General features: G+C 40.8%; 21 protein-coding genes. 16 read left to right on the top strand and 5 right to left on the bottom strand.

The features are described 5' to 3' along the window. The first annotated feature begins 39 nt into the window (after positions 1 to 39). The 5 genes from ACFSDB_RS03585 to ACFSDB_RS03605 all read left to right on the top strand — a co-directional run bounded on the left by ACFSDB_RS03585 (position 40) and on the right by ACFSDB_RS03605 (position 7384). Positions 40 to 954, top strand: a complete 915-nt coding sequence (locus ACFSDB_RS03585; RefSeq protein ID WP_204890953.1) for a glucosamine inositolphosphorylceramide transferase family protein — start codon at positions 40 to 42, stop codon at positions 952 to 954. Positions 955 to 1261: 307 nt separating this feature from the next. Further along, positions 1262 to 2404, top strand: coding sequence for a glycosyltransferase (locus tag ACFSDB_RS03590; protein ID WP_204890952.1), 1143 nt, complete (start codon positions 1262 to 1264; stop codon positions 2402 to 2404). A gap of 247 nt (positions 2405 to 2651) precedes the next feature. Further along, positions 2652 to 4106 (top strand): lipopolysaccharide biosynthesis protein, encoded by a 1455-nt coding sequence (locus ACFSDB_RS03595; protein ID WP_377339152.1) that lies wholly within the window; start codon positions 2652 to 2654, stop codon positions 4104 to 4106. A gap of 548 nt (positions 4107 to 4654) precedes the next feature. Next, positions 4655 to 6289 (top strand): ABC transporter substrate-binding protein, encoded by a 1635-nt coding sequence (locus ACFSDB_RS03600; RefSeq protein WP_204890951.1) that lies wholly within the window; start codon positions 4655 to 4657, stop codon positions 6287 to 6289. A gap of 15 nt (positions 6290 to 6304) precedes the next feature. Beyond that, the gene (locus tag ACFSDB_RS03605; protein ID WP_204890950.1) at positions 6305 to 7384 is read left to right on the top strand and encodes a M42 family metallopeptidase; all 1080 of its coding nucleotides are present in this window, start codon (positions 6305 to 6307) and stop codon (positions 7382 to 7384) included. Between the two features lie 112 nt (positions 7385 to 7496). Here ACFSDB_RS03605 and ACFSDB_RS03610 read toward each other — a convergent pair whose 3' ends face one another. The 3 genes from ACFSDB_RS03610 to ACFSDB_RS03620 form a co-directional block, all read right to left on the bottom strand. After that, positions 7497 to 7790 carry a hypothetical protein gene (locus ACFSDB_RS03610; RefSeq protein ID WP_204890949.1) on the bottom strand — a complete coding sequence of 98 codons (294 nt, stop codon included), beginning with the start codon at positions 7788 to 7790 and terminating at the stop codon, positions 7497 to 7499. 866 nt (positions 7791 to 8656) lie between these two features. Beyond that, positions 8657 to 10075 carry an amidase gene (locus ACFSDB_RS03615; protein ID WP_204890948.1) on the bottom strand — a complete coding sequence of 473 codons (1419 nt, stop codon included), beginning with the start codon at positions 10073 to 10075 and terminating at the stop codon, positions 8657 to 8659. Further along, positions 10072 to 10251, bottom strand: a complete 180-nt coding sequence (locus tag ACFSDB_RS03620; RefSeq protein WP_204890947.1) for a hypothetical protein — start codon at positions 10249 to 10251, stop codon at positions 10072 to 10074. The genes ACFSDB_RS03615 and ACFSDB_RS03620 overlap by 4 nt, the downstream gene beginning before the upstream one ends. 252 nt (positions 10252 to 10503) lie before the next feature. On the opposite strand from ACFSDB_RS03620, the gene ACFSDB_RS03625 reads away from it, so the two are divergent. Beyond that, positions 10504 to 10659 (top strand): hypothetical protein, encoded by a 156-nt coding sequence (locus ACFSDB_RS03625; RefSeq protein ID WP_204890946.1) that lies wholly within the window; start codon positions 10504 to 10506, stop codon positions 10657 to 10659. A gap of 146 nt (positions 10660 to 10805) precedes the next feature. Here ACFSDB_RS03625 and ACFSDB_RS03630 read toward each other — a convergent pair whose 3' ends face one another. Next, positions 10806 to 11990, bottom strand: coding sequence for a ketopantoate reductase family protein (locus tag ACFSDB_RS03630; protein WP_377339159.1), 1185 nt, complete (start codon positions 11988 to 11990; stop codon positions 10806 to 10808). A 216-nt stretch (positions 11991 to 12206) separates the two neighbouring features. Between ACFSDB_RS03630 and ACFSDB_RS03635 the strand changes: the two genes are divergently transcribed. Continuing rightward, on the top strand, positions 12207 to 13001 hold the full coding sequence (locus ACFSDB_RS03635) for a neutral zinc metallopeptidase (protein WP_204890944.1): 795 nt from the start codon (positions 12207 to 12209) through the stop codon (positions 12999 to 13001). A gap of 405 nt (positions 13002 to 13406) precedes the next feature. Here ACFSDB_RS03635 and ACFSDB_RS03640 read toward each other — a convergent pair whose 3' ends face one another. Then, positions 13407 to 13898 carry a hypothetical protein gene (locus tag ACFSDB_RS03640; RefSeq protein WP_204890943.1) on the bottom strand — a complete coding sequence of 164 codons (492 nt, stop codon included), beginning with the start codon at positions 13896 to 13898 and terminating at the stop codon, positions 13407 to 13409. 673 nt (positions 13899 to 14571) lie between these two features. Here ACFSDB_RS03640 and galE point away from each other — a divergent pair. From galE to ACFSDB_RS03685, 9 genes are all read left to right on the top strand, one after another. Beyond that, positions 14572 to 15645 carry a UDP-glucose 4-epimerase GalE gene (galE, locus tag ACFSDB_RS03645; RefSeq protein ID WP_204890942.1) on the top strand — a complete coding sequence of 358 codons (1074 nt, stop codon included), beginning with the start codon at positions 14572 to 14574 and terminating at the stop codon, positions 15643 to 15645. A gap of 739 nt (positions 15646 to 16384) precedes the next feature. Then, on the top strand, positions 16385 to 17473 hold the full coding sequence (locus ACFSDB_RS03650; protein ID WP_377339163.1) for a glycosyltransferase family 2 protein: 1089 nt from the start codon (positions 16385 to 16387) through the stop codon (positions 17471 to 17473). Between the two features lie 67 nt (positions 17474 to 17540). Then, positions 17541 to 18662 (top strand): EpsG family protein, encoded by a 1122-nt coding sequence (locus tag ACFSDB_RS03655; RefSeq protein ID WP_204890940.1) that lies wholly within the window; start codon positions 17541 to 17543, stop codon positions 18660 to 18662. A gap of 167 nt (positions 18663 to 18829) precedes the next feature. After that, entirely contained in the window at positions 18830 to 19921 is a 1092-nt protein-coding gene (locus ACFSDB_RS03660) for a glycosyltransferase (RefSeq protein WP_204890939.1), read from the top strand. 129 nt (positions 19922 to 20050) lie between these two features. Further along, the gene (locus tag ACFSDB_RS03665; RefSeq protein WP_204890938.1) at positions 20051 to 20779 is read left to right on the top strand and encodes a YveK family protein; all 729 of its coding nucleotides are present in this window, start codon (positions 20051 to 20053) and stop codon (positions 20777 to 20779) included. A 6-nt stretch (positions 20780 to 20785) separates the two neighbouring features. After that, positions 20786 to 21439, top strand: coding sequence for a CpsD/CapB family tyrosine-protein kinase (locus ACFSDB_RS03670; RefSeq protein ID WP_204890937.1), 654 nt, complete (start codon positions 20786 to 20788; stop codon positions 21437 to 21439). A 172-nt stretch (positions 21440 to 21611) separates the two neighbouring features. Continuing rightward, positions 21612 to 22619 carry a glycosyltransferase family 2 protein gene (locus tag ACFSDB_RS03675; RefSeq protein WP_204890936.1) on the top strand — a complete coding sequence of 336 codons (1008 nt, stop codon included), beginning with the start codon at positions 21612 to 21614 and terminating at the stop codon, positions 22617 to 22619. 1139 nt (positions 22620 to 23758) lie between these two features. Continuing rightward, on the top strand, positions 23759 to 24454 hold the full coding sequence (locus tag ACFSDB_RS03680; protein ID WP_204890935.1) for a sugar transferase: 696 nt from the start codon (positions 23759 to 23761) through the stop codon (positions 24452 to 24454). Between the two features lie 218 nt (positions 24455 to 24672). Beyond that, the gene (locus ACFSDB_RS03685) at positions 24673 to 25959 is read left to right on the top strand and encodes a lipopolysaccharide biosynthesis protein (RefSeq protein WP_204890934.1); all 1287 of its coding nucleotides are present in this window, start codon (positions 24673 to 24675) and stop codon (positions 25957 to 25959) included. The last annotated feature ends 23 nt before the right edge of the window (positions 25960 to 25982 follow it).

The following is a 25982-nucleotide window of genomic DNA, read 5'->3' on the forward strand; positions in this document are numbered from 1 at the left end:
TTTATAATTATAAATTTTGAGTAAAAGGAAGGTGTTTCTATGTTAAAGAAAACCTTTAGGGATGAAGAATGGAGCATTGCTTATAGAAGAAAAAGAGATGAAGAAAATATCTTCACTGATAAAGAAACTCCTTTTATTGTCCTTAAAAATAGTTGGCGTTACTGGTGTGCTGATCCTTTTATAGTTGAAGAAAGGGAAAGTTTATTGGTTTTTTTTGAAGCTTACGACAGAATATTGAGAAGAGGAGTACTCGGTTATAGAAAAATAAGGGACAACAAAGCCGGAAAAATACATATCATTCTGAAAGAGCCTTACCACCTCTCTTATCCTTTTATCTATAGGGAGGGAGAATCTTGGTATATGATTCCGGAATCTGGTCAAGATAGTTCAATTGCCCGTTATAAAGCCGTATCTTTTCCTAGCCAATGGACAAAAGAAAAAGAATTAGCAAGTGGTTTTGGATCAGTGGATACGACATTGTTCATTGAACCGAATAACAAAACACATATATTTTTGTATGTTAAAAAGGACGGCTTAAAAGAATTTCAATATTTGTCCCAAGACAAAAATGGAATTAGAATGGTGTCTTCGCTGGTAGATTGTAGTGAAACCAAAAGGCCAGCAGGAAACATTTTGAAGCATCAAGGAAAAATGTATCGGCCATCTCAATTATGTACGAACACGTATGGAGAAGCGTTAATATTTAATGAAATTCTTAACCTTTCAACGGAAATGTACAAAGAGAAAGAACATGAAAGAATATTTACCCACCAGCTCAAATTCAGTCAAAATAAAGAGTGGCACGGTATGCATACTTATAACGCAACTGAAAACTATGAAATTATTGACATGAAAATAGAGCGGGTGAGTTTAATTACGATCATAGTAAAAGCTTATTTAAAGCTTAAGAAATTATCGTTAAGGCAGAACAAGCAGAAGGAAAAATCGATTTAATTTCTCAATTTTCATCTGATCCTTTTAAATGGAAGTGAGTCTTTGACATTTAAAGAATGTAGATTTGTTAAAAGTTTTATAGAGTTGACTGGCAATTTTCTATAAAGATTTGCTAAATGTTCTAGACAAAAATTATAAATAGGATAAAATCAAAATAATACAAATTCTAAATTTTCAGTTTATTTTATGTTTTTAAAAATATGAGGTCTTGATTTTCGCATAAAAGGGCTGGTAGAGAAAATTTTACAACTTTATCGATTTTGAAATAACAATCTAACGAATAATTATTGTTAGGGGGATGAAAAGCATGCAATCAAAAAATATCACTTTTTTAATTGAAAGCCTTGATGGTGGAGGGGCTGAAAGAGTTACTTCTATACTGGCTAATGAATTTAGCAACAAAGGTTTTAATGTAAAAATGATAATCTTAAGCGAAGCGGAAAAAGAGTATTATGTAAATCCTAACGTGAAAAAATATTACCTAACACTAAAAAAATCATCAAATAAATATAAAAAGCTTGCCGACAACTTTATGGAAATCTATCCGCTGATAAAGCGCTTAAAGAGTGATGTAATTATTTCTTTAGCTATGCCCGTTACCAATATCCACCTGCTTCCTATCCTCTTATTTTCAAAGAAAAAAGTTATTCTCTCTGAAAGAAGCAATCCTGAAAAGCTGCCGAGACAATATTTATTAAAAAAGGTGAGGAATATGCAGCTTAGATTAGCTGACTCTATCGTATTTCAGACTACGGATGCAAAAGAATATTTTTCGCCAGCTATTCAAAAAAAAGGGAGACTTATTCCTAATCCGATTAGTAATGAACTGCCCATGCCCCATGTAGGAAGAAGAAAAAAAGAGATTGTCAATTTTTGCAGATTAGATGCCGGCAAAAATTTGCCCATGTTGATTGACGCTTTTATGATGTTCGTAGAAGAATTTCCAGATTATAAATTATCTATTTATGGAAGAGGTTGCTTGGAACAAGAATTGAAAGAATATGCCAAGGCTAAACAGTCAAAAGAAAACCAAATTACTTTTCACGGACACAAAGACGACTTGCATGAAACAATAAAGTCGAACGCCATTTATGTTTCTTCATCTAATTACGAGGGGATTTCTAATTCGATGTTGGAAGCAATGGCGATCGGCTTGCCGACAATCTGCACAGATTGTCCAGTAGGAGGTGCCAGGATGATTATTAAACCTTATGAAAATGGGATGTTAATTCCTGTTAACGACACAATTGCCTTATATAAAGCGATGAAGGAATTGGCTTTGGATGAAAGTTTAAGCCATAAATTATCTAAAAATGCTTTTCAAATTAGAGAAGAATTATCGGTTGAAAAAATATTCAATTATTGGAAAGGAATAGTAGAGGGTAGGGGGGAAGGTTTTTCTGTAGACAGCAGACAGATGGAACAATATCATTCAGAGCACTTACAATAAGAACCCGTTGTCAGGATTGATTATTTTATATCTTTTATAACCTTTATAGGTATGCTTACAAAATGGCTATATAAGTCATTGAAATCATTAATTCATAGACTGGATAGTTAGTCTCGATAGTGCTCTTCTTTTTCTTTTTTACCAGTTGCTTTCTTTTAAGTTCATAGGGAATGGATGACTTCCAGAAATTTTAATGAAACGTTATTGGAAGTATGAGAAAGGAAAATGAGGGAGGGAGAATTGAGATGTGAGTCAAAATTCGATGTCTTCAAAAATCGGTCATGCCGCTAAGTGGTCAACCTTTACTGAAGTGGCGGCAAAATTGGTTACTCCGGTCACAAATATTATTTTAGCCAGGCTACTAGCGCCTGAAGCATTCGGGATTATTACGATTGTGGTAATGGTTGTGAGCTTTGCAGAGATGTTTACTGATGCAGGATTCCAGAAATATTTGGTCCAGCATGAATTTTCGGACACTGAAGAAAAAGAGAAAACTGCTAATGTGGCTTTTTGGACAAGCCTATTCATTTCGCTGGTAATATACGCGTTCATTTTTATTTTCAGGCACCAGCTCGCTGCTGCAGTGGGGAACCCTGCATTAGGAAACGTAATTGCATTTGCAGCAATGCAAATTCCAATTTACGCTTTTTCTAGTGTGCAAATAGCTTTAAATCGGAGGGATTACAATTTTAAGCTTTTATTTTTGGTGCGGATTGTAATTGTAACAATTCCTTTATTCGTTACATTGCCATTAGCTTTCTTTGGTTATGGATACTGGTCAATTATTATTGGGACCATCTCCGGCTCTATATCAAGCGCTATAATTTTTATGCGGATTTCGGAATGGAAACCTTCTTTTTTCTATAGTTTTTCTCTTTTTAAGACCATGTTTTCTTTTAGCAGTTGGACATTGTTAGAAGCGACTGCCATTTGGCTGACAGCTTGGGTGGATGTTTTTATCATCGGCAGTTTCCTAAGCGAATACTTTGTGGGTTTATATCGGACTTCATTAAATATGGTCGAATCATTATTTGCGCTTATTACTGCTTCTATGAATCCTGTTCTTTTCTCCGCTTTATCGAGACTTCAAAATGACCACTACAAGTTTACGGCTATGTTTTTAAGTGCACAAAGATTACTTGCTTTTTTAGTTTTTCCGATTGGCATGGGGTTATTTCTGTATCGGGATTTTGCCACAAGCATCATGTTGGGTCCGAAATGGACCGAAGCGAGTACGATCCTAGGTCTGTGGGCCTTAACGTCTGCTATCAGACTAGTTATGGTAAGTATTTTCAGCGAAGTATACCGATCTATGGGTAGACCTAAGATATCACTTTTCTTGCAGACGATAGACTTGTTGATTATCATACCGGTCTGTTTAATCTCTTTACAGGTTGGTTTCTGGGAACTCGTTTATGCGAGAGCGTTTGTAAGACTCGACTTAATAATTCCTGGTTTATTTGTTATGAGTATCATTTTTAAAATCAGTGCACATCGTATTCTTAAGAATGTAATAAAGCCATTAATTTGTACGCTTATCATGTCCGCTGTTGCATTGCTTCTCCAATCTATTTCCGATTTGCCTGTTTGGAGTGCTATTTCAATAGCATTATGTATTCTGGTCTATTTCTTGGCTTTGTTCTATGTGGACAAAGGAACTGTAATTGCGGCTAAAAAAGTTATCGTAAGTAAAGAAGTGTAGCTTAAAAAACCTGAATATATCCCCGTCACTCACCATACCCATCCGAATAGCATCAGTTCTTTTTGGTTGGTTGTGAATCAATAAATTGTAGAAACATGGCAAGTACTTAAAAACTATTTCCAATTAGTTAAAGTGAAGAAGGTTTAACCTTGCTTGTTTTTCAATCTGCATTCTAAACAAATATCATTCAATTTATTTGAAAACCAATAAAGACTGCCTGATTGCCCTAAAATAAGCGGCGCCAGCGCAGCCTTTTTTGGTGCTTGAGAAGAGCAGGTACCGAATGCCTCAAAAAAATGTTTTTATTCACAGAATCTTTAAAAATTACGTTGACACAGGCAACTATTAGCAATAAACTAGGTTTATTCGTAAAACGAAAGGAAATAGGAAATGAAGTATTTCTTTCGTTATGAAAGCATTTACATTTTTTAATGTACTTTTGTTCAGATGAAGGAGGGGGAACAGGGTTCAAAGAAGATGCAGGAAGCGGCTTTTATTCAGCCAAAGCCTGCTGCACTAGCATCAGTTACAAAAAGGAGGAACGAAAGATGAAGAAAAGAGTACGTTTTGGATTTGTTTTGGCATTGGTTCTTGTTTTATTGCTGGCCGCTTGTTCCGGCAACGACGAAGCAACCACCGGTGAAGGGGGCGAAGCTTCGGAAGGCGACAAGCAAGGCGGCACACTCGTCTACGGCCGCGGCGCCGATTCGGTCGGGCTCGATCCGATCAATGTGACGGACGGTGAATCGATCCGGGTGACGCACAATATCTTTGAGACGTTATTGGAATACGACCAAAACCTGGAATTGCAGCCGAAGCTGGCGACTGAATACAGTTCGAGTGAAGACGGGCTGACGTGGACGTTCAAATTGCGCGAAGGCGTGAAGTTCCACGATAGCACCGATTTCAATGCAGAAGCGGTCGTCTTCAACTTCGACCGCTGGATGGATCCGAAAAACCCGTACCACCAAGGGGATTTCCCGTACTACCCGTTCCTTTACGGCGGATTTAAAGGGGACGAAAACCACTTGATCGAGCATGTGAAAGCGACCGGCGACCACGAGCTGGAAATCAAGCTGAAGCGCAAAACGGCGCCGTTCTTGAGCTATCTGGCGATTTCGATGTTCGGCATCGCGAGCCCGGCAGCAATCGAGAAATACGGCGATACGCTGAACGAAAACCCGGTGGGGACAGGTCCGTTCATGTTCGAGGAATGGAGCCGCAACAACACGATCACACTCGCGAAAAACCCCAAGTACTGGATGGAAGGGAAGCCGTATCTGGACAAGGTCATCTTCCAGGTGATTCCGGAAAATACGGCACGCCTCAATGCCCTGCAGACCGGCGAAATCGACTTGCTTGATGGCATGAACGCTACCGATACCAGTATTGTGGAAGACACGGATGGGCTGGAACTATTGAAGCGCCCAAGTTTCAATATCGGCTATATGGCGTTCAACACGGAAAAAGCGCCGTTCGACAACCCTTTGGTCCGCCAGGCGATCAACATGGCCGTCAATAAGGAAAACATTGTCGATGCGTTCTATAACGGCCTGGCCGATCCGGCAACGAGCCCGTTGCCGCCATCGCTCTGGAGCCATGACGATTCCTTGGAGAAATACGACTACAATGTCGAAGAAGCGAAGAAGCTTTTGAAAGAAGCCGGGTTTGAAAACGGGTTCAAGACGAAATTGCATACGATGAGCAACCCGCGCCCATATATGCCGGAGCCGATGAAGATTGCGGAAGCGATCCAGTCGGATTTGGCGAAAGTCGGCATCGAAGCGGAGATCGTCTCGATGGAATGGGCGACGTACTTGGAGGACACGAAAGCAGGGGCGCACGAAATGGCGCTTTACGGCTGGACCGGTGTAATGGCGGATCCGGACAATTTCCTGTACCCGAACCTCAGCCAGACGAATGCTACCGTCCCGGCGCAGAACATTGCGTTCTATAAGAGCGAGGAGTTCACGGCTTTGATTACCGAAGCGCGTGAGACGATCGACCAGGACAAGCGCATCGAACTTTATAAGCAGGCGCAGCAGTTGTTCCAGAAAGACGTGCCGTGGCTGATGCTTGCGTACACTACGCCGCCGCTTGCGCAGATGGATTACGTGGAAGATTTCGTGCCGCATCCGATGAGCAACGATTTGCTGACGGACGTGTACTTGTCCAATAAATGATGATGGAGTGATTGTGTGTACGATTTATTGAAGGAACTATGCGAACGGGTTGGCCCGAGCGGCTTCGAACAGGATGTGCAGCGGTTGATCCGGGATAAAGTGAAAAAACGGGCAGACGAAATGCACGTGGATGCCTTGGGCAACCTCATCGTGAAACTGAACGCCACCGATTCCAAGATGCCGTCGGTTTTATTGGCCGCGCATTCGGATGAAATCGGGCTGATCGTCAAGAAGATCGAGCCGAACGGCACGCTCCGGTTCGAGAAGCTTGGCGGGTTTGATGACCGCATCCTGCTGGCTCAGCCGGTGACGATCAAAGGGTCGGAAGGCTATGTGGAAGGTGTCATCGGGACGCTATCCATGCATTACGTGAAATGGGACGACCCGAAACGCATTGAGTCCCACCGGGAACTTTACATCGACATCGGGGCTGCGAATGCCGAAGAGGCCCTAGAGATGGGTGTGAAAGTCGGCCAGCCGATCTCTTACGGCAGCGGGCTCAAGCGCATCGGCGGCAAGGCACGGAACCGCGTCGCCGGAAAAGCACTCGATGACCGGGCCGGCTGTGCGGTATTGATCCGGCTCATCGAGGAATTGAAGGATGCTCCGGAGCGGCCGCACGGCGATATCTATTTTGCCTTCACTGTGCAGGAAGAAGTCGGGCTGCGCGGAGCATCTGTGTTGTCGCCTGCAATCCAGCCGGACTTTGCGCTCGCGATCGACACCACGCCGACGAGCGACACGTACGACGTACTGATGACCGGGACGCGTGTGCTAGGCGGCGGTCCGTGCATCAAGATTGCCGACAAGTCGCTGATCGCCCATCCGCTTGTCACAGGGCTTTTGCAGAAGGCAGCTGTTGAAGGCGGAATTCCGCATCAGCTGGAAGTCTTCATGGGCATCGGCACCGATGCCGGGGCCATCCATATGACGTCGACCGGCGTCTCATCGGGCGTCATCTCCATTCCGTCGCGCTACACACATTCGCCGGTGGAGATCGTCGATTTGGGCGATCTGGAAAACACCGTCGGGCTGGCGAAAGAATTCCTTTATCGCATAGGGGAGCTGGCGGGCAAAGATTTCCTGGATACTTGAAGTCAAAATTTTTGTGTGCCAGGCACAGACACAATTAACGTGGAAACCATGAAAAACCCCTTCCGTGAATTCAGGTTCACGAAAGGGGTTTTTTGATGGAGCGGAATCGCTCCTAAAATGCCGGATCGTCCAATAGCGCGGCTGTGATTTTCTGGATGGACTCGGTCATCGTCTCGCTTTCTTCGAGCTCAACGGGCAATACGCAGGAAGTAGGCGCCGCGGCAGGCGGGTGGCGGACCAGCAGCACTTTATCTGAAAACGCCCCTTTTTCGATGGCGGTTATGATGTAGACCGAGTAGAGCATGGTTTCCATGACTTTCTTTTTAATGTGGTAAGCGGGATCAAGCTGAATGTGCTTCAATACAGTGTCGGTGGCCGGTTCAGATTCTTCATTTCGGAAAGCCATGGATGTTCTCTTCCTTTCCCTCATCGTTTGTACTTCCTACCTTCCCTCCGCACAGCTGCTTTAATCCACATTCCGAAAATTTTGTATAACCGTTTGGAATCTAATGGTCCTAGTCAGAGGGAAAGGGGGAAATGCGGTCCGAAATGAGAAGGAGAAGCAGGGCAGCCGTTCCCTCGGTTGAAGGACACCAAAAAGTAATGTAATAAAAAATCTGAATGTTTCAAATATTGTTATCAAAATAGTCGATAATGTGTTAAAATAGAGCTGTGATTTTGGACGAATGAACGGCCTACATAAGCCGGCTGAACGTATAAGCCGGCATCGGATGCAGCATTTCAATGAACGCAAGATGAAAGAAGCTTTCCCTTGATGCGCAAGCCGCGTAAAAGGGAGCAACGGCGGACGTCCGAGGAGTCGGGCCAGGAAGGTTCCCGTAGAGCCAATGGCCGGGAAAGGCCTGCTTGATGCCCTCGTCATAAAAAAGGAAAGGAGTGAAGGCGGAACGGCAAAGTGAATAAGGCCAAGCGCAACTGCTGGAATTTCCGTCACTGCTGTTTGCCGAAAACGGCTATCACAAACAAGGAGAGGCTTATGATGAAGAAACGGGCAAAATGGCTTTTGGCGCTCCTGATCATTCCGCTGATCGTGTTCTTGGGGGCCAATCCATCCCTGGCAATCGTGGCAGAACATCTGATTCATTAGCAATGGGCTGATTTGTGCCGTCCCTCAAAGGGGCGGCTTTTTGAATGCGGGTATCTGTCGGCCGAAGACGGGAAGTTTTTAAGGAACGAAGAAAACCCCACCCGGGCGTGGAAATCGTCGGATGGGGGTGGTTCAGATGGCCAGTCCTTGGCCAAAGGTTCATTTTAACGGGTGCTCAGCAGTTCCGGTTTGGCGCCTTTCATCAGCTGCAGCTGCTCCAGGGCGAACGCGACGTCCAGCACTTTTTCTTCCTCGAAAGCCGGGCCCATGATCTGCAGGCCGATCGGCAGCCCGTCGCGGACGCCGCATGGGATGCTCAGCGCTGGGAGACCGGTCAGGTTGCCGGGGCCGGTGAAGCGGATCACTTCATCCAAAAAGCTTAAAGACTGGCCATTGATGTCGACCGTGTTGTCGCCGATTCCAGGTGGCAGGAACGGCAGCGTCGGGCTGATGAGGACATCGGCTTGCGTGAAGGCCTGTGCGAATTCGTTGCTCAGCTTGCGGCGGATCTGCTGCGCCTGCAAGTAATCGACAGCGGTGACCAATTCGCCGAATTCCAATAGGAAGCGGGTGTCTTCGCCGAACCCTTCGGGATGCTCCTTCAGGTTTTGATGATGGATGGCGCTCGCTTCCGACGTGATCGTGACAAGTTCCGCGTACTCCGCCATGGAAAGCGACGGAATCTTGACGGGCTCGATGCGGGCGCCGAGCTTCTCGAGTTCACGGATCGCATTCCGCACGGCTTCGTCGACTCGCTTGTCAACATTGCGGAAGAAATAGTCCTCGTTGATGCCGATCACTTTGCCTTTCACGTCACCCGAAAGACCACTGCTGTACTTCCGCGACGGTTTGTCGACAGACGTCGGGTCCTGCGGATCGTAGCCGGCCAAGGTCTCAAGCAGCAGCGCGGCGTCGTGGACGGTCTTCGTCATCGGGCCGATGTGGTCGAGGCTCCAGGCGAGCGGGAAGCAGCCATATTTGGAGATGCGGCCGTGCGTCGGCTTCAGCCCGATGATGCCGCAGCTCGCTGCAGGGATCCGGATCGACCCGCCGGTATCGGTCCCGAGCGATGCGATCGCCATATGGGCCGCGACGGCCGCTCCGGACCCCCCGCTTGAACCGCCCGGAATTTTCTCCAAGTCCCACGGATTGCGGCAGGCGCCGAAATGCGGATTGGTGGTCGTGGCGCCCCAGGCATACTCATGCATGTTCAGCTTGCCGGTGAACACCACGCCGGCATCCTTCAATTTGGAGACAACCGTCGCATCAAAATCGGGCACGAACTCCTTGTGGATGCCGGAGCCCATCGTCGCAGTTTCCCCTTTGAAATAAAGGATGTCTTTCAGCGCCATCGGAATGCCGTGAAGCGGACCGCGGTAATGGCCGGCTGCAATTTCTTGTTCAGCGGCTTGGGCGGCCTCACGCGCCGATTCGGCCTGAAGCATGATATACGAATTCACGTCGCCGTCGTATTTCTCGACGTTGTGGAGCACCGCTTCCGTCAATTCGACCGGGGAGACCTCTTTGGTTTCAAGCAGCGGCGCCAGTTCGCCAATTGATTTGGCTGCAAGTTCCTGCGTCATTTGCGGTCACCTCCCGGCACGTGGGTCAAGCCGATGTCGTAATCGGCCAGCGCTTCCTGCTTCACGGTTTCCCGCATCTTTTCAAAAACCGCCCACTGGTTGACCAACATGTCCACGTGATGCGCCGGCACGTCAATCCCTTTCGCTTTCAAGACTTTTACGATTTCTGGTTCCATTCCTTTTCCTCCCATTCATATGGTGATCGCCCAGGTGCGAGAACAAAGTTGAATAAATTCACTTTATCACATTTGAAAGAAAGTTTTGACTATTTAGTCGATATCAACTAAGATTGGATATAGGAGCCAAGGGGGCTAGGAGCAGATGTTCTTTTCGTTTTGAACTGAAGGTACAGGGATAAAAGGAAGAGGGGTTTATCTGCTGGATGATGGGGAATAACTATAATAGAAATTGAAAGTGGAGGGAACAACATGAACAACACCATTCAACTGAACACAATGGACACACGCACGCGAAACAACCAGGTGATCTTCTACAAGAGCCAGGAAGAGTTTGTACAGGCATTGCGGGAAGCAGGAAGCCTTGAGGAAATCGGCTCGGCTGAAGACTTGCTGGAAGAGGAATAACCAAACGGGGCAGCTCCAATCGGGAGCGCTTTTTTATTTTCCGGAACTTTTTATTGTTTTAATATGGTTTATTCCATTGAAGAAATAAAATCTATCACCATTGAAGGCAGCGGGCTCTTTCAAAAGAGCCCGCTGCCTTTTGGGGTTTATTGCCGCAAACGTTTTCGGCTGGCCATCGCCACGAGTCCGGCCAGGGCTGCGGCGCCGATCGCTGCACCGTAGACGGAGCCCCAGCGCAGCGGAATGCTTTTTGAGCCTGGCGGCAGCGGTTCCTTTTGGCCATATGTGTACGCGGCGAGCTGGTCGATTGCAGGTGTCGGCGTGTGTCCGGGGCGGATCAGCGTAAGAAACTCATCGGTTAGATGCTTCACTTCGTCCGGCACGGTATCAAGGTGGCCGAGGACGTTCTCGAACGTAGTGCCCTTCGCTATCTTGGAAAGCGCCAGCACGAAGAGCGGCTCGGGAATACCGTCGATGGCCCGGAGCCCGGGCGGCGTGATCGGGATACCGACGTTTTGGATGGCGGTGAATGCTTCGTGAAGGGCGCGCTTCATCAAGACATGCGCGTCCCGCGTCGCGGCAAACCGCTCCAGGTCCATATTGCAGGCATAGACAGCAGGCGCAAGCGTAGGAATGAGCAAGGCGACGTGGGTTTTCAACCAGTAGTCGATGTCCGTCCTGATTTCTGCCCGGTAGCCGCGCATCGAATCCAATACGGCGGCGACGTCACGGGTCCGCTCCGTCACGCGGCCGTCTGGTTCGCCGATTGGCAGCGCTATCGGCTTTTTATCATCGACCGGCAGCATGTGCATGACGTGCCCTTTCTTGAAGCCACCGGGGAGCGGGAAACCGGACATGACCCGCTCCTTGCCGAGCGCAGCAATCAATTCCTTTTGCCCGGCGGCGTTGTTCATCATGAACAGGAACGTCGGCACGTGCTTGTTGGCGGCGAGTATAGGCAGGATTCCGGAAATCAGGTTTTTGCGCACCGGCAGGATGACGAGATCGTACGCATCGTCTTCCCCGAGTCGGTCCACGATCGGAAGCCGGGTGACCGTCTGCTCCCCGGTCTTGGTGTTTTCCGTGACGACGCCGTACGCCTTCAATTCTTCCTGCCGCTCCCCATGGTCAAGCAGCGAAACGCTGTGCCCGGCTTCAGTGAGGCGCTCGGCGAACAGACTGCCGAACGGACCGACGCCGTAGATCAGGATGTTCTTTTTCATGGTGGTGCCTCCTATGTTGGGATTTTTTTCTTGTCGTACTAGTGAATCGGGAATATAGTGCACGAAGTTTATTCTGAATATTGTAATAATTTTATGCCATTTTATCATATATATGATAAAATGGGTTTGTAGAACGGGTTATACATAGACGATCGAAAGCTGTTTATACAAAAGAAATGGAAAAACAAAAGATTTCTGGGGAGGAGGCGCGGTGCTAAAACAGGCGCAACAAACAGATAAGCTTTAGCAGTCATCATTCAGGAGCTGGCGAAAGATTTTCCATTAACCGGACAGGAGTTGTCCGGACTTAAGGAGAGGCTCGTGATGAAAAATGGATTGCGCAAGAAGATTATTCTTTTGCTAATTCCTTTGTTAATAATAAGTTGGAGTGGTGCATTGGCAAACGGTGTTACTTCAGCAGAACATGAAGTGCCTCCAAAGCAGCAAACAACAGTAAATACGTTCCAACCAACAATAACCTGGGGCGATAGTCTCAAAACGATGGAAGAATTCCTTCATTATGTAGCGAATGATGTCGAAGCGTTCTGGGTAAATGTAATCGATAAAAAGAATTTAATTAGCCCAGTACCGACATTGGATTTTTTCTTCCCAAAACCAGGTGAAAGCATGGGAGTGATTGGTTGTGGTGCATTGACTCAAACGAATGATGAGACAGCCCAGTATTGTCCATGGCTCGGTAGAGTCTATATCTCACAAGCTCTGGCCTACAATTATTGGCACGGAATCTACAGACGCAACAATGATCCATCCCCTTATTATTCTACAGGTCATTTCTCTGCGGCCCTCTTGGTTGCGCACGAAGCGGGCCATGCAATGGAATCTTATTTGGGGAATCCGATTACGCTATTAAGAAGTAAGGAACTTTATGCAGACTGCTTATCGGGAGTATGGGCCAATTCCCTATATCAAAGAGGCTATCTTCAAAATACTGATTTAGAACAAGCAAACAGAACACTGCATGATATCGGAGATTATTCCCAACTCCCGACGGAGCACCGGGGTACGCCAGCGCAACGCCATGCTGCATTCTTATCAGGTTATAACCAAGGAACGATGGAAAGTTGCCAATCCTATGCCAATGGCTATGTAGGGAATTAAAAGTAGGATAGTAAAATAGGCAAGCCGCCAGCAACGCTGGCGGCTTTTAAACCGTTATACAACTACCATCCTTTGAATTCTTCTAGCGTCAAAATTATTTGTTCAGGTCTACAAAATAATTGTGCAAATTGGAATTTGTTTGCCATTCAGTTTTATTAGTTGGGCGAAACTATTTTTGAAGATGAAACGCTGAAGACCAGTGAAAGAGTCGGAGTTGCTTCTACTGATTCTGAATACCATGGCGGAGGAACCGGATGATCATCAGGCAATAGGAGGGCAACTATTGCAGCCAATAAAATCTTGAGAAATTGTCTTAACATCCCAATCGCCTCCCAATTAGAAAGAGTGGCAGAAGCCATTATTAGCAGAATGTGATCCAAAGTTTTCTTTTTCCTATCCCGAAATCTAGAATGTGCATAAATTAGGAGACCATTCCATATGCACGTGCCCATTGCTGTCCCACTGAATCATATTCAACACTTTATAGGTTCCGGAAGGCAGGCTGTGAAAAGGGAAAAAGTCCAGCTGTCCTTGCCCTGTTTCACTTCGCCAGCCTGGATTTGGGCCTTGGAAAAATCCATAAGGGTGTACGTAAGCATAGGCGGGGGCAATTGTCGGTTCCTGCCATTTAATGTACAGGGTGCCGTCCCACCGGTAAAGCACTGGAGTCCAATGCACAACATCATCTTTCAAACCCCACCAGGCAGTTGCGTGATTGGGCGGCAACGCCTTCAGCCGGAAATGGCCGCTTTGCAAGAATTCACATTCCACCCCTCTTATTAAATGCGGCGGAGAACCGTCATCGTTATTATGTGCCAGAACATTTGTCGGAAATAAACTTACCGCGAAGCCAAGGTAGATGAAAAAAGCAACCGTTGCTCTTTTGAATTTTTTCATAGGAATTCACCTTCCTAAAGATTCTTCCGTGCTTTACCACTACAATTGGAATCCATTAAAACAAAAGTGAGGTGAAAGGGCAGACCTCCTGTCAAATTGAAGTGTACGAAAAAGTTGCGCTACAAATTAAATCGTACTGACTTGCAAATACGTGTTAGTCCTAAGCTATGTAGCGTTCAAGAACATCATTCAGCAAATTTCATAAACTGGATTATTTTAAGTAGAAAATAAGGTTATCCGGGTGTTCTATATATTCACTTATAGTATCTACCTCATGTGAAAGAGTGTCAATTAAAATCTGAATGTTCTATTAATTTTTCGAATATTTGTTTACTCCAAGGCATTATAGAATCAGAGAGAAACCGAGGATCATACAAAAGCCGATGGTGCAGGATAATACTGTTTATTGGCTGATTAATGCAGGCTTCCGCAGCGCTTGTTGAGAGGATGGGAAATTTTTCTGTCGAAGATATCGGTTAAAGGGATAAATACTGAATATATCTTACTTTCTCCAATACATAATAATCCGTTTATTAAGTTTAAATTACTTTTACCTATTGACAAAAAAGAAAAAAAGATTGAATATTCAGTTTAATTAGTTTTTTATAATAAACTGCTCATTTCAATGCTTTTTGATTCGGTTGTAAACTTAAAATTTTAGGAGGAGTCAAATATGGTGATATTAATAACTGGCGGAGCTGGATACATTGGAAGTCATGCAGCTGTTGAGTTATTAGAAAAAGGGTATGAAGTTGTATTATATGACAACATTTCAAACACTAAAATAGAAGCGGTAAACCGTATTAAGGAAATTACAGGAAAGGATTTTCCATTTTATAAGGGGGATATTTTGCAAAAGAAGCAGTTAGAAAAAGTTTTTATTGAACACAAGATTGATGCCGTCATGCATTTTGCTGGTTTGAAAGCAGTGGGTGAATCCGTGGATAAGCCACTGGAATATTACCGAAATAATTTTACGGGAACGGTTAATCTACTTGAGAGCATGGAGAAGTTTGAAGTGAGAAAATTTGTGTTCAGTTCGTCAGCGACCGTCTATGGAGATCCGGAGCAAGTGCCAATCAATGAAAGTGCTAAGCGGTTGGCTACGAACCCCTATGGCCGTACAAAGCTGATGATTGAACAGATGCTGGAAGATCTCGCAGCTGCAAACACTTCTTGGCGAATTGCGACGCTCCGATATTTCAATCCAATTGGAGCGCATGAAAGCGGCAGACTTGGTGAAAATCCGCTTGGCATCCCAAACAATTTGATGCCATTCATTACTGAGGTAGCAGCTGGAAAACGTGCAAAACTTCAAATATTTGGAGATGACTATGATACTGCAGATGGAACAGGAGTACGCGACTATATCCATGTCGTTGACTTGGCAAAAGGCCATTTGAACGCTTTGGAATACTTGGATTTAAATGAGGGATTAGAGACCTTCAACTTAGGGACCGGCAAAGGATACAGCGTCTTGGATCTCATAAAAACTTTCCAAGAAGTAAATGGAATCGATGTGTCATATGAAATAATCTGCCGACGTCCAGGAGATATTGCAATATGCTACGCTGATTCGGAAAAAGCAGAAAAGATGCTTGGCTGGAAAGCAGAAAAGAATCTAATGGATATGTGCCGGGACTCCTGGCGATGGCAGTCGAAGAATCCAAATGGATATGAAGTGGCTCAAAAAGATTCTTCCGAAAGAAGAGTGAGATTTAAGCTTAAGAATAAAGAATTTGCGTAATCAATTTTATGGCGGAAAGCGATAAGACCATGATGAGTTCCTGTTATTTGTAAACAAGTAAAGAAGACGTTCTTAACGATATACTAAAACGATAATTGTTATTATGTAGAAGCTTATTTAGAAAAGGAATGTGATGAGCAATACAAATAAACTATTAAAAATCTTTTACTTAACATTCCACTTTGATAGAAAGCTTTACTATCTGATGGTCTACTTAATAGACCATATACTTCACTATTATTTAAAAGTAACCATGCATTAGGCGGACTTAACAGACATGTGTAATAAATATTTCAACGTATTAACTGAAATAGATTACCTAAGCATAAGGAATACGGGAGTGGAAGATGCAAAAAAAATTCTTCTTTGGACATTTTGGTTTATAATTTTGAATCCTTCTTTTAATATAAAAAGCTTTACCCATACAAATGGAGCATCGAACGCCCCTATTTTTATAAAAGTACAAAAAGCTATTCTTCAATTCATTTGAAGAATAGCTTTTCTGTAGATAAGGACAAAAGTAGTGGATAAAAATCATTTGAAATAATATTTCTTTTAATAGTAGTGACATAGGAACGAAGCGATGGTAGAATTGATTAAAAATTATGATATATTCACAATCTTCTGATTTATTAAATAAGTAAATTGGTCATGTGAAAAGTTGTGAAAAAATAGTGAAAGTTTATTGAAATGAATTAATCAGAAGGCATACGGGGCTGATTTCAAGGGAGGAATGAGAGTGGGCAAACTTAAAGGACTAAGTGTAATCATCCCTATATACAACGTTGAAGATTATCTTGAAGAGTGTCTAGAATCTGTTATACAAAGTATGGGCACAATGCCAAATGTACAGATAATCCTAGTCAATGATAATTCTCCTGATGGATCGGGAAAGATTGCAAAAAAATATGCAGAAACTTATTCTAACTTCCATTACTTCTATAAAGAAAATGGCGGCTTGTCAGATGCAAGGAATTATGGCCTTAAATTTGTAGAATATGATTATGTCACGTTTATAGATAGTGATGATTGGATCCAGCAATCGTATTTTAGAAGAATTATAGATGCTATGGAAAGTCATCCAGATTTAATCATTTTTGATTGGGTAGACGTTTTTGAAGATCGAGCCCAGCAAGTTGTGAAGGGCATAGATTTTGAAGAGTTTATCTGGACGGTTCAGCCAAGCGCTTGGAACAAAGTATATAAAACAGACTTGTTCAAAAATATTTCATTCCCAATTGGACGAGTATACGAAGATGTCGGAACTATTTATAAATTAGTCTATTTAGCAGAGGATTATATATACATTAATGAAGCTTTATACAATTACCGAAAAAATCGTCAAGGAAGTATTCTTTCTACTGTTTCTTCAAATATCAATGATCTTTATGAAGCTTTAGAAAGCACTTACCGCTTTTATCAAAAACATGATGCCCTAACTACTGAAAACCAGCAAGGTTTATGTTATCAGTATGTCAAGTTGCTTGGGTGGTCAAACATGTACAGGCAGCTCAGATTTTATAAGTACAATTTCTGGGGGTTTTACCGGAGAATGAAAGCGACTCGCCAACTGATATATGCTCGTTTTCCTGATTGGAAAAACAATAAATTTTTAAATTGGAATGCCGAATTTTTTGAAAAGAGGCTCGGCGACAATTATATAAAAAAGTTTGACGATATTGGGAAGTCATTTTTTAAGACCTTATATATAATTGTCTATCTCATTTTGAAGAATCGTAAGAAATATATTTCGCCTAAAAAACCTCAATCTGCAAAAAGCAATGTTTTAAGGTCAGAGAAGGAAGCTTTTGAATGGAAAAAACATTGAATTGATGAAGGGCGTTTTTATAAATGGTAGAACATACTAATTTAGTGGAAGTAGATAGGAGGTTGCTATGTTTACATATTTATTTGTCGGGAGCCTACTTTATATACTATTTCTAATTAATCTGCCTCTGCTGCCGAACAATAGTCAAGGAATCACGCATTTGAAAGTCATGCGAGTACTGCTTTTAATTCCAATAATTTGCTACCTCCTGTATTTGGCGATCTTTAGATCTCTTGATGTAGGAACCGATTATAAAATGTATCATAATTTTTATCTCACTGGAGAATATGCAGAAAAATTCGATTTTTTTGTCGTGATGATTTATGAGCTAGCACATCATGAAGGCAATTTTCTCATCTTTACTTTCTTAATTACTGGTCTGTTTTTGATTTTTAATTTGTTGGCTATAAAAAAGATAACTTATAATTTCTTCGTCAGTTTCACTTTGTTTATCTTATCGTTCTATTTTTTCTTTGTTTTTAATGGAATGAGACAAGCGGTTGCTATTGCAGTTATATTCCTGGCTGTATATTTTATTCAAAAGGAACATATGAAGAAAAAGGACTTCTTGATATTTTTGTCGCTAGTTTTTATTGCGATGCAGTTTCATTTTAGTGCAATATTTATGTTCCCTTTGATTCTTTTGAGGTTTTTCAAAGTCGATAAAAAAATTATTCTTATTGCATTTTCTCTTACGGTTATCGGATACTTTACGCCCTTCATAAAGAATAATATTGGCTACAGTCTCGCGGTAATTGATTTTTATGCTCAAAAGTATGAAAACGATTTGGATTTTTTTTTCTTAGTCAATAAAGAGAAGGGAATTCTGCAATTTATGCCGGTAATTATACAGTATGCATTTTTGTATTATAGCTTCAAATTAAAAAAACCTGAAAACATTTATGAAAAATTTTTGATTAATTATTACTTGGCTTTTTTGTTTTTATACTCAGCTTCAGGGGTTGAGGCGATCGATCGCCTGCAATATTATTTCTATCCATCAATAATTCTTTTCTATGATTATTTGATTAACACTATTTGTTTGAATAAAGGAATCCAGAAACATACTAAACAAGGTTATATAAATAGAATAATAGGAATAGCAAGCATTTCATTTTGGTTTTTATACTTCATTTTAAGAGTTAATCAGGGCATAGGAGGAATAAACCCTTATGATTTTATAAGTTAATTTAAATTATATGCAGAATTCGTATTTTAATATATCTCAAAATCTATAAATGTTAAAATCATTTTAAAAATCTTAAAAAATTAATATTTCATTCATTTTCATGAGCAGACATGAAACCTTGGAATCAAAAAGGTAGATTACTATAAAAGCAATGGGGGGAGAGGCTTTTGAAAAATATTTTATTGCTTGCGGAAGCTTATGGGGGTGGTGTGAAAACTTACATTGACACAATTCTTCTCAATCAGGAGAAAGAATCGGCTATTCGACTTTATGCTCTTGTCAGCTCAATGAGATTAGAGAAAGACGAAAAAATCCATCAGTCCTATTTGATAGAAAACAATTTGTCATTCGGAAAGTCCCCCTTTAAGCTGTTTAAAGCATTGCGGACATTTCATTTTATCGTACTGGAAAAGAATATTGATGTAGTTCATGCCAATAGTACTTTTTCGGGAATTATGATGTATATATATTCACGCTTGAATAGAAAACCATTTTACATCTACAGTCCGCATGGCTACTATTCATTCAAGGATATGGGTAGACTAAAAAAGTTTTTAGTAAGATTAGTGGAAAAACAAATAAATAAATCGGCAAATCTGGTTATCCACGTATCAGCTAGTGAAGAAAGAGAAGCATTAAAAAACAAACTCACTTTTGCTGAAAAATCAATTGTTGTATTAAATGGCTCAAAAGATCCTGAAATGAGGCCCATTCGTAATAAAAACGGTGTTTTCACAATTATAAATCTAGCCAGAGTAGATGATCCCAAAAATCCATTTGAATTTATTAAAATTGCTCAAAATATTTTAAGTAAAAATTTAGATGTCACATTTATTTGGGCAGGAAATGGGAAGTATTTAGAAGAAGCTCGAGAAATTGTGAAGATAAGTGGATTGGATAAAAATATTAAATTTATTGGTTATACCAATGAAAAGGAGGATATATTCCTTCAATCAGATTTATATCTTTCTACCTCGCAATATGAAGGGCTGCCTTTTGCAGTAATTGAGGCTATGTCCTACAGGTTGCCGCTTCTTCTCAGCAATATTGTTGGGCATACAGATTTGGTAGTGGAAAAAGAAAATGGTCTATTATTCAAAAGTGGAGAAGATCAAATTATCTATGAGTTTATTCAAAACCTTATTGTAGACGAAGAACAATGGAATTCATTTTCTGAAAATTCATATCGTATTTTCAATGACCGTTTCAACAATGTGCAAATGCTGAAAAAGCTCATGTCTATTTATCAAAGTGTCTAATGGAGAATCTGGTCAGTGAACTAGAACGTTTTGTTATAAATGTTGTTATTAAATTTCTAATAGCATGTAACTCACCTCAATGTGAACTTTGGAAATTACCCGATATTGTAAATTTCAGGAGGTTGCAAAATGGAAGAAACACTTGAATTGAAAGAAATTTATAGATTATTAAGAAAACGAGCAGGATTGATATTTCTAATGATCGTAGCGTCTGCCGGATTAGCGGCAATACTTTCTTTTTATATTATGTCTCCAATGTATGAGGGGACCACTCAGATACTGGTGAGCCAGGGAGCTGCAGAGAGGCAGGGACTGACTGAAAATGATGTACAAGCAGACTTGCAGTTGGTGAACACTTATAGAGGGCTTATTGAAAGTCCGGTCATAATGGGGAAAGTAATTGAACAACTTGATTTGGATATTACTGTTAACGATCTAAAAAAAAATTTCACAATAAATTCAAGTTCGGAATCCCAACTTATTGAAATTGCTGTTGCCGACCAGAGTCAAAGGCAGGCAGTCGATATTGCAAATGCAACAGCTGCTATCTTCCAGGATGAAGTGCAGAATATTATGAATGCAAATAACGTCAAGATTTTGTTCCCAGCTGAAGTTATAGAAAATACAGATCCTATTTCTCCAAGACCTCTATTTAACATAGCTGTAGGTGCTGCTCTGGGTTTGATCATCGGCATTGTCTTGGCGTTTCTATTATCGTACCTAGATACTTCAATCAAAAGTGAACGCGACATTGAAAAATACCTCAATGTACCAGTGTTAGCTGTAATTTCTCATGCAACAGGCAGCTTAAAAGACAGCGAGGCGGCGAAAGTTGTTCTAAAGGAAAAGGAGGCTTAATTGAATATGGAGAAAAAGAAAAGCAAATCTAGAATAGGGAAGGAACATTTCACAGTCAGCACAGGGTCTCAAAACCCGATTGCAGAACAATTCCGTAGACTTCGTACCAATATAAATTTCTCTTTTTCTAATCAAGAGGTTCAATCACTCGTGATTACTTCTGCAGCAGCTACTGAAGGTAAATCATGGATAGCTGCTAATCTTGCTATCATTTACGCCCAAGAAGGTAAAAAGGTGTTGCTTGTGGATAGTGATATGAGGAATCCCACAGTTCATAAAAATTTTAATGTCTCAAATGACGTTGGGCTTTCAAATGTTTTAGCTGGGGAAATGAAGGCTGAAGCAGCAATTAAAAAGACTTTCGTCGAGCACTTGGATCTTATGCCGTGTGGACCGGTACCTTTAAATCCAGCTGAATTGCTAGCTTCAGAATACACAAACAAAATGTTTGATTCGATGAAATTGAGTTATGACATCATTATTTCAGATTCTCCAGCTTTGCTTTCAGTAGTTGATGGCCAGATTCTAGCCAATAAGTGTGATGGAAGTATCCTAGTCATTAATTCAGGGAAAACGGATAGACAAGAAGCTATCAAAGCGAAAGATGCGATTGCCTTATCGAATGGAAGGTTAATGGGCGTTATTCTAAATAATTTTTAAAAACCCGCTGGAAAGCAGTTTTCGGAAAGTTAAATTCGTAAAAAGAGGTAACGACAATAAGTAGTTATTGTGAAGAATGACAACTGCTTTACTGAAGTCAAAGCTTTATTATTTTGATCAACTAAACTCTGTGCATAAGACTAATAGTGACTGTGTGAAGGAGTGAATGCTGATGACAATGACAAATAACAAAGTGAGCGTGGTCATACCTACTTATAACCGAGCTGATTTACTGATGGCAGCAGTAAAAAGTCTCCAAGAACAAACATATGGAAATATTGAAATTATCATTGTGGATGACTGTTCGACAGATTCAACAGCTCGAATGGTGGAACAGATAGATGATAAAAGGGTTGTTTATGTCAAACATGAAGTAAATAAAGGGGGAGCAGAAGCAAGAAATACGGGCGTTAAACATGCTTCTGGAGAGTTTATTGGTTTTTTGGATTCGGATGATCGATGGCTACCTGATAAATTAGAAAGGCAATTAGCTGTTATCAAAAGCAATCAGGAAATCAAAGTTGTTTATACTGGCATTAAAGTATTGAGAGATAATACAGTTGTCAAAGAAATATTCCCCAAATATAAAGGGGATTTATTATCGAGACTAATCGAATCAAATTGCATTTATACGACTTCTTCCATACTAGTTAATAAGAAGCTGTTTGAGCAGATAGGTGGATTCGATTCTTCCTTTCCCAGTTGTCAGGATTGGGATTTGTACCTTCGGTTGGCGCAGGTTAGTCAATTTGATTTTGTTAAAGAGACTTTAGTATTGTACAATCAGCATCCTGGTGAGCGGATATCGACCAATCACAGGGCTGTAATAGATGGGCACTTGCAAATGTACGAAACATACTGTGAGCTTGCACAAGCAAAAGGAAAGTCTGTATTCCAAAAGTTCAGTTTCAAAATAGCAAAGACCATATTTAGAGTGGGATTGATTAGCCAAGATAAAGAAAAGGTTAAGCTCTCAAGGAAGATATTGGTTACAGGCTTGGCAAAAGATCAATCAATTTCTAAAAATACGTTATTATACTACTGCACGTTCATTAATCTGAAATTTTTACTTCATCTTCATACACATTATGAACGGTTTAATGCTGGCCAATATTCATTTTCTTTTAAAAAAGCATTGAGTTTAAATGGACCGAAAAGAAACAGTGTGATTAACAAATAGGACATTTAAAAATATCAGTAGGTGTAAAAAAGATATTATTCTCAACCGATAGCCTTTAGTTTGTAGTATGTGGTGAAGAATAATCTGTAGATGTTAAAAAAAGATTTTGCGTCCAAAAAACCTACTTAAATTATAGGAACACTATTCTCTTTGGTTTTAAAAAAGCGATTTAGGTTTAATTTTTCGATGTAGGTATCTAGAGTTCTCGTAGGGCTATTTTTAGAAATCTTCAATAGATATTGCTCTTTTACGAACTAGATTAAGATTTCCCTCTTAATAAGAAAAGACTCTCTCCAAATTTTACATAACTGAAAATCGCATTGCTCAACTACTTGTTGAAAAATTTTATTTTAATGGAGAGTCTTTAAGCTGATTGCTGTTGCCGAGTTTTCTCTACGTTCCAAGCGCTTAAGATTAATTATAAAAATGAATATTTCTTATTTTGAATTACCTCTATATTTTCTTCGTTCTATAAGTTCTTACTCCAACAGTAATTTACCGCAGATCTTTCTCTAATCTATTCCTTCTGATATTCAAAGCAAAGTATTTATTTGAAAATCAAATTAATCTGAAATTTCAAATAAATTTGTTAATTGTGTTGATTTACTAGGTAAAAAGAGTTAGAATTGTTGAAAAGTAAATTAATTATTTATCTTTTATAGATAATTATATATGTTTAAGTGTTGATAATTTTATTTTTTAGAAATAATTGTAAATTATTTAATTTACTAAAGGACGGTGAACTTAAAAAACTAGAGTCCAATCTACGTTTTGCAATGTGATTTGGTTTTCCAAAAGGTTATGGTTAGATGATGAAAAATCTCAGGACTATCATAAAGGAAATTTAAGCAGAAGAAATTAAGAATAGAATAATTTTATTAAGGGTGTTAAAAGCGGAGCGAAGAAGTTTAAATTTTTTTCTTTATTAATTACAGAAAAAGAAATTGAGAAATTAATTTTCCGGAGAATAGGACTAACCAAGGAAGGTGAGCATGGAATAATTAAGTCGATTAAATTTAAAACAATTTTTGTAGAAGTGTTCTAAATAGGATTCGCCTAGTGTATCGCAAGATGGTCATGTTACTAAACAGATATTAGACGCTGGAATCCATCGAGTAAAGCAGAAGGAAGGGATATGCATGGCAGTTTCCAATCCAGAGCAAACTAGGGACATAATAATCAACGAAGTTCATGAAAACACATATTATCCAAAGGAAATAAAAGATGCAAGTTCATACTTAATAATGAAAAGGATAATTGATATTCTAGGTGCTATTGCGGGAATAATATTGCTGTTTCCTCTTTTATTATTGATTTATATAGCAATTAAGACAGAAGATCCATATCATTCAGCATTTTTTAAGCAGTCTCGTGTCGGTAAAAATGGCAAAGAATTTACTATGTATAAATTTCGCTCTATGGTTTGTAACGCAGAAGAAATGAAGCTTGAGTTGTTAAAAAGAAATGAAGCTTCAGGACCTGTATTTAAAATTAGACTAGATCCACGAATTACATGTGTGGGTAAATTCATCCGCAAAACAAGCATGGATGAATTGCCACAATTAGTTAATATACTCAAAGGTGAAATGAGTTTTGTGGGACCGAGACCAGCTCTTCCTGATGAAGTAAGAATGTATACTTCTTTTGAAATGCAAAGGCTAAATGTTCTTCCTGGTTTGACTTGTTATTGGCAGGTCAGCGGAAGAAGTAATGTCCGATTTGAAGAATGGATGGAAATGGATATAAAGTATATAAATAATCATTCAACGTGGATTGATTTGAAATTGATTTTTAAAACTTTCTTTGTCTTATTGGGTTCTAAAGACGCTTATTAAAAACCAAATTATTTAGGAGGCCAAATAGACATTCTTTTTAAAGAACGTAAGAGAACCAGATCTGTGCTTTTTACAAAAATCAATTGTTGTTTTTGAATAGAGCGGAAGAGAGCGGAAGAGAAAAATAAAATCTCATAACTAATAACTATATACAGTTTTTTGTATTGAGATTTTATCACTTTGAAAATCGATGATGGAGAGTGGGTATATGGCGGACGATGAAGAGCCAAGTTGAAAAAATAGCCAGGAAGCCCTTTTTACGCAATGTAGCAGTCATGGCGACAGGTACTGCCATGGCACAAGTAATTTATATGGCATTGTCGCCTCTTATTACTAGAATATATGGTCCTGAAGCATATGGATTATTGGGGGCATTTTTGGCAATTGTAATGATTATCGGTCCTGTAGCTGCACTTACTTATCCATTTGCGATTGTACTACCAAGAAAAAGTGAAGAAGTACAGGGGTTAATGCAGATTTCTTTTATGATTTCAATAGGAAGTGCCTTTACTCTTGCTTGGATTCTGTTATGTTTCTACGACCTTATAATCAAGTGGTTTAATTTGGCGCATCTCTCATCTTTTTTGTTCCTCCTGCCACTAGTAGCACTATTTTCAGGTATGCTGCAAATTGCAGAAAGTTGGCTGATCAGGACCAAGCAATTCAAAATAACGGCAAAGGTAACGGTCGTCCAGGCATTGGTTATTCAGGGAAGTATGGTGCTAATCGGTTTATATTATCCCGATGCTTCTATTTTGATCATACTTACAACTCTTGCTCTCGTTTTTAAAGCAGCAATGATGATTTGGTTTTCAGATAATTCTTTTTTGAAATTAATGGAAATGCCTCGGAAAATCCCAGAACTTAAAATAGTGGCGGCCAAGTATAAGGATTTCCCTGTTTTTCGAGCTCCTGAAGTTTTTCTTGATGCCATAACACTGGGGGTTCCAGTCCTCTTGCTCGCCAATTTCTTTGGACCTGCTTCAGCAGGTTTTTATTCTATTGGCTACACTGTCTTATCGGTCCCCGCTCAATTGATAGGCAAATCAGTTGGAGACGTCTTTTATCCTAGAATATCCGATGCAAAAAACAATGGGGAAAATATGACAAAATTGATAAAAGAAGCGACTTTTTATTTAGGGGCAGCTGGGATTTTCCCTTACATTATTGTCATTGCATTCGGCCCTTGGCTGTTTAGTTTTGTCTTCGGTGAAGCATGGTGGACAGCAGGCGAATATGCTAGGTGGATGGCTCTTTGGATGTATTTCAGGTTTTTAAATAGCGCGTGTTTAACAGCATTGCCTGCTTTGTCTGCCCAAGCCTTTCTTTTGGGCAGTACAATCATTTTCTTGATTGCAAAAATCTCCGCGTTCCTAATTGGACTATATATTTTTTCCAGCGCAATAGCAGCGATTATCATAGCGGCGGTGGTGGAAGCCATTCTGGAAATCATGTTCTTACTGATCACCTTGTATATTAGCAAAAAACGAGATGAAACAAATTAGCGGAGTTACTAAAGCAGAAGGAA

It is taken from the genome of Planococcus chinensis, assembly GCF_042681545.1.
GTDB lineage: Bacteria > Bacillota > Bacilli > Bacillales_A > Planococcaceae > Planococcus > Planococcus chinensis.

Coding starts and splice junctions, on each gene's coding strand:
- ACFSDB_RS03620 (WP_204890947.1), bottom strand. CDS start 10,251: ATGGAACCAGAAATCGTAAAAGTCTTGAAAGCGAAAGGGATTGACGTG.
- ACFSDB_RS03680 (WP_204890935.1), top strand. CDS start 23,759: ATGGCAGTTTCCAATCCAGAGCAAACTAGGGACATAATAATCAACGAA.
- ACFSDB_RS03630 (WP_377339159.1), bottom strand. CDS start 11,990: ATGATAAAATGGCATAAAATTATTACAATATTCAGAATAAACTTCGTG.
- ACFSDB_RS03640 (WP_204890943.1), bottom strand. CDS start 13,898: ATGAAAAAATTCAAAAGAGCAACGGTTGCTTTTTTCATCTACCTTGGC.
- ACFSDB_RS03615 (WP_204890948.1), bottom strand. CDS start 10,075: ATGACGCAGGAACTTGCAGCCAAATCAATTGGCGAACTGGCGCCGCTG.
- ACFSDB_RS03625 (WP_204890946.1), top strand. CDS start 10,504: ATGAACAACACCATTCAACTGAACACAATGGACACACGCACGCGAAAC.
- ACFSDB_RS03590 (WP_204890952.1), top strand. CDS start 1,262: ATGCAATCAAAAAATATCACTTTTTTAATTGAAAGCCTTGATGGTGGA.
- ACFSDB_RS03665 (WP_204890938.1), top strand. CDS start 20,051: ATGGAAGAAACACTTGAATTGAAAGAAATTTATAGATTATTAAGAAAA.
- ACFSDB_RS03635 (WP_204890944.1), top strand. CDS start 12,207: ATGAAAAATGGATTGCGCAAGAAGATTATTCTTTTGCTAATTCCTTTG.
- ACFSDB_RS03610 (WP_204890949.1), bottom strand. CDS start 7,790: ATGGCTTTCCGAAATGAAGAATCTGAACCGGCCACCGACACTGTATTG.
- ACFSDB_RS03685 (WP_204890934.1), top strand. CDS start 24,673: ATGAAGAGCCAAGTTGAAAAAATAGCCAGGAAGCCCTTTTTACGCAAT.
- ACFSDB_RS03670 (WP_204890937.1), top strand. CDS start 20,786: ATGGAGAAAAAGAAAAGCAAATCTAGAATAGGGAAGGAACATTTCACA.
- galE (WP_204890942.1), top strand. CDS start 14,572: ATGGTGATATTAATAACTGGCGGAGCTGGATACATTGGAAGTCATGCA.
- ACFSDB_RS03600 (WP_204890951.1), top strand. CDS start 4,655: ATGAAGAAAAGAGTACGTTTTGGATTTGTTTTGGCATTGGTTCTTGTT.
- ACFSDB_RS03675 (WP_204890936.1), top strand. CDS start 21,612: ATGACAATGACAAATAACAAAGTGAGCGTGGTCATACCTACTTATAAC.
- ACFSDB_RS03655 (WP_204890940.1), top strand. CDS start 17,541: ATGTTTACATATTTATTTGTCGGGAGCCTACTTTATATACTATTTCTA.
- ACFSDB_RS03585 (WP_204890953.1), top strand. CDS start 40: ATGTTAAAGAAAACCTTTAGGGATGAAGAATGGAGCATTGCTTATAGA.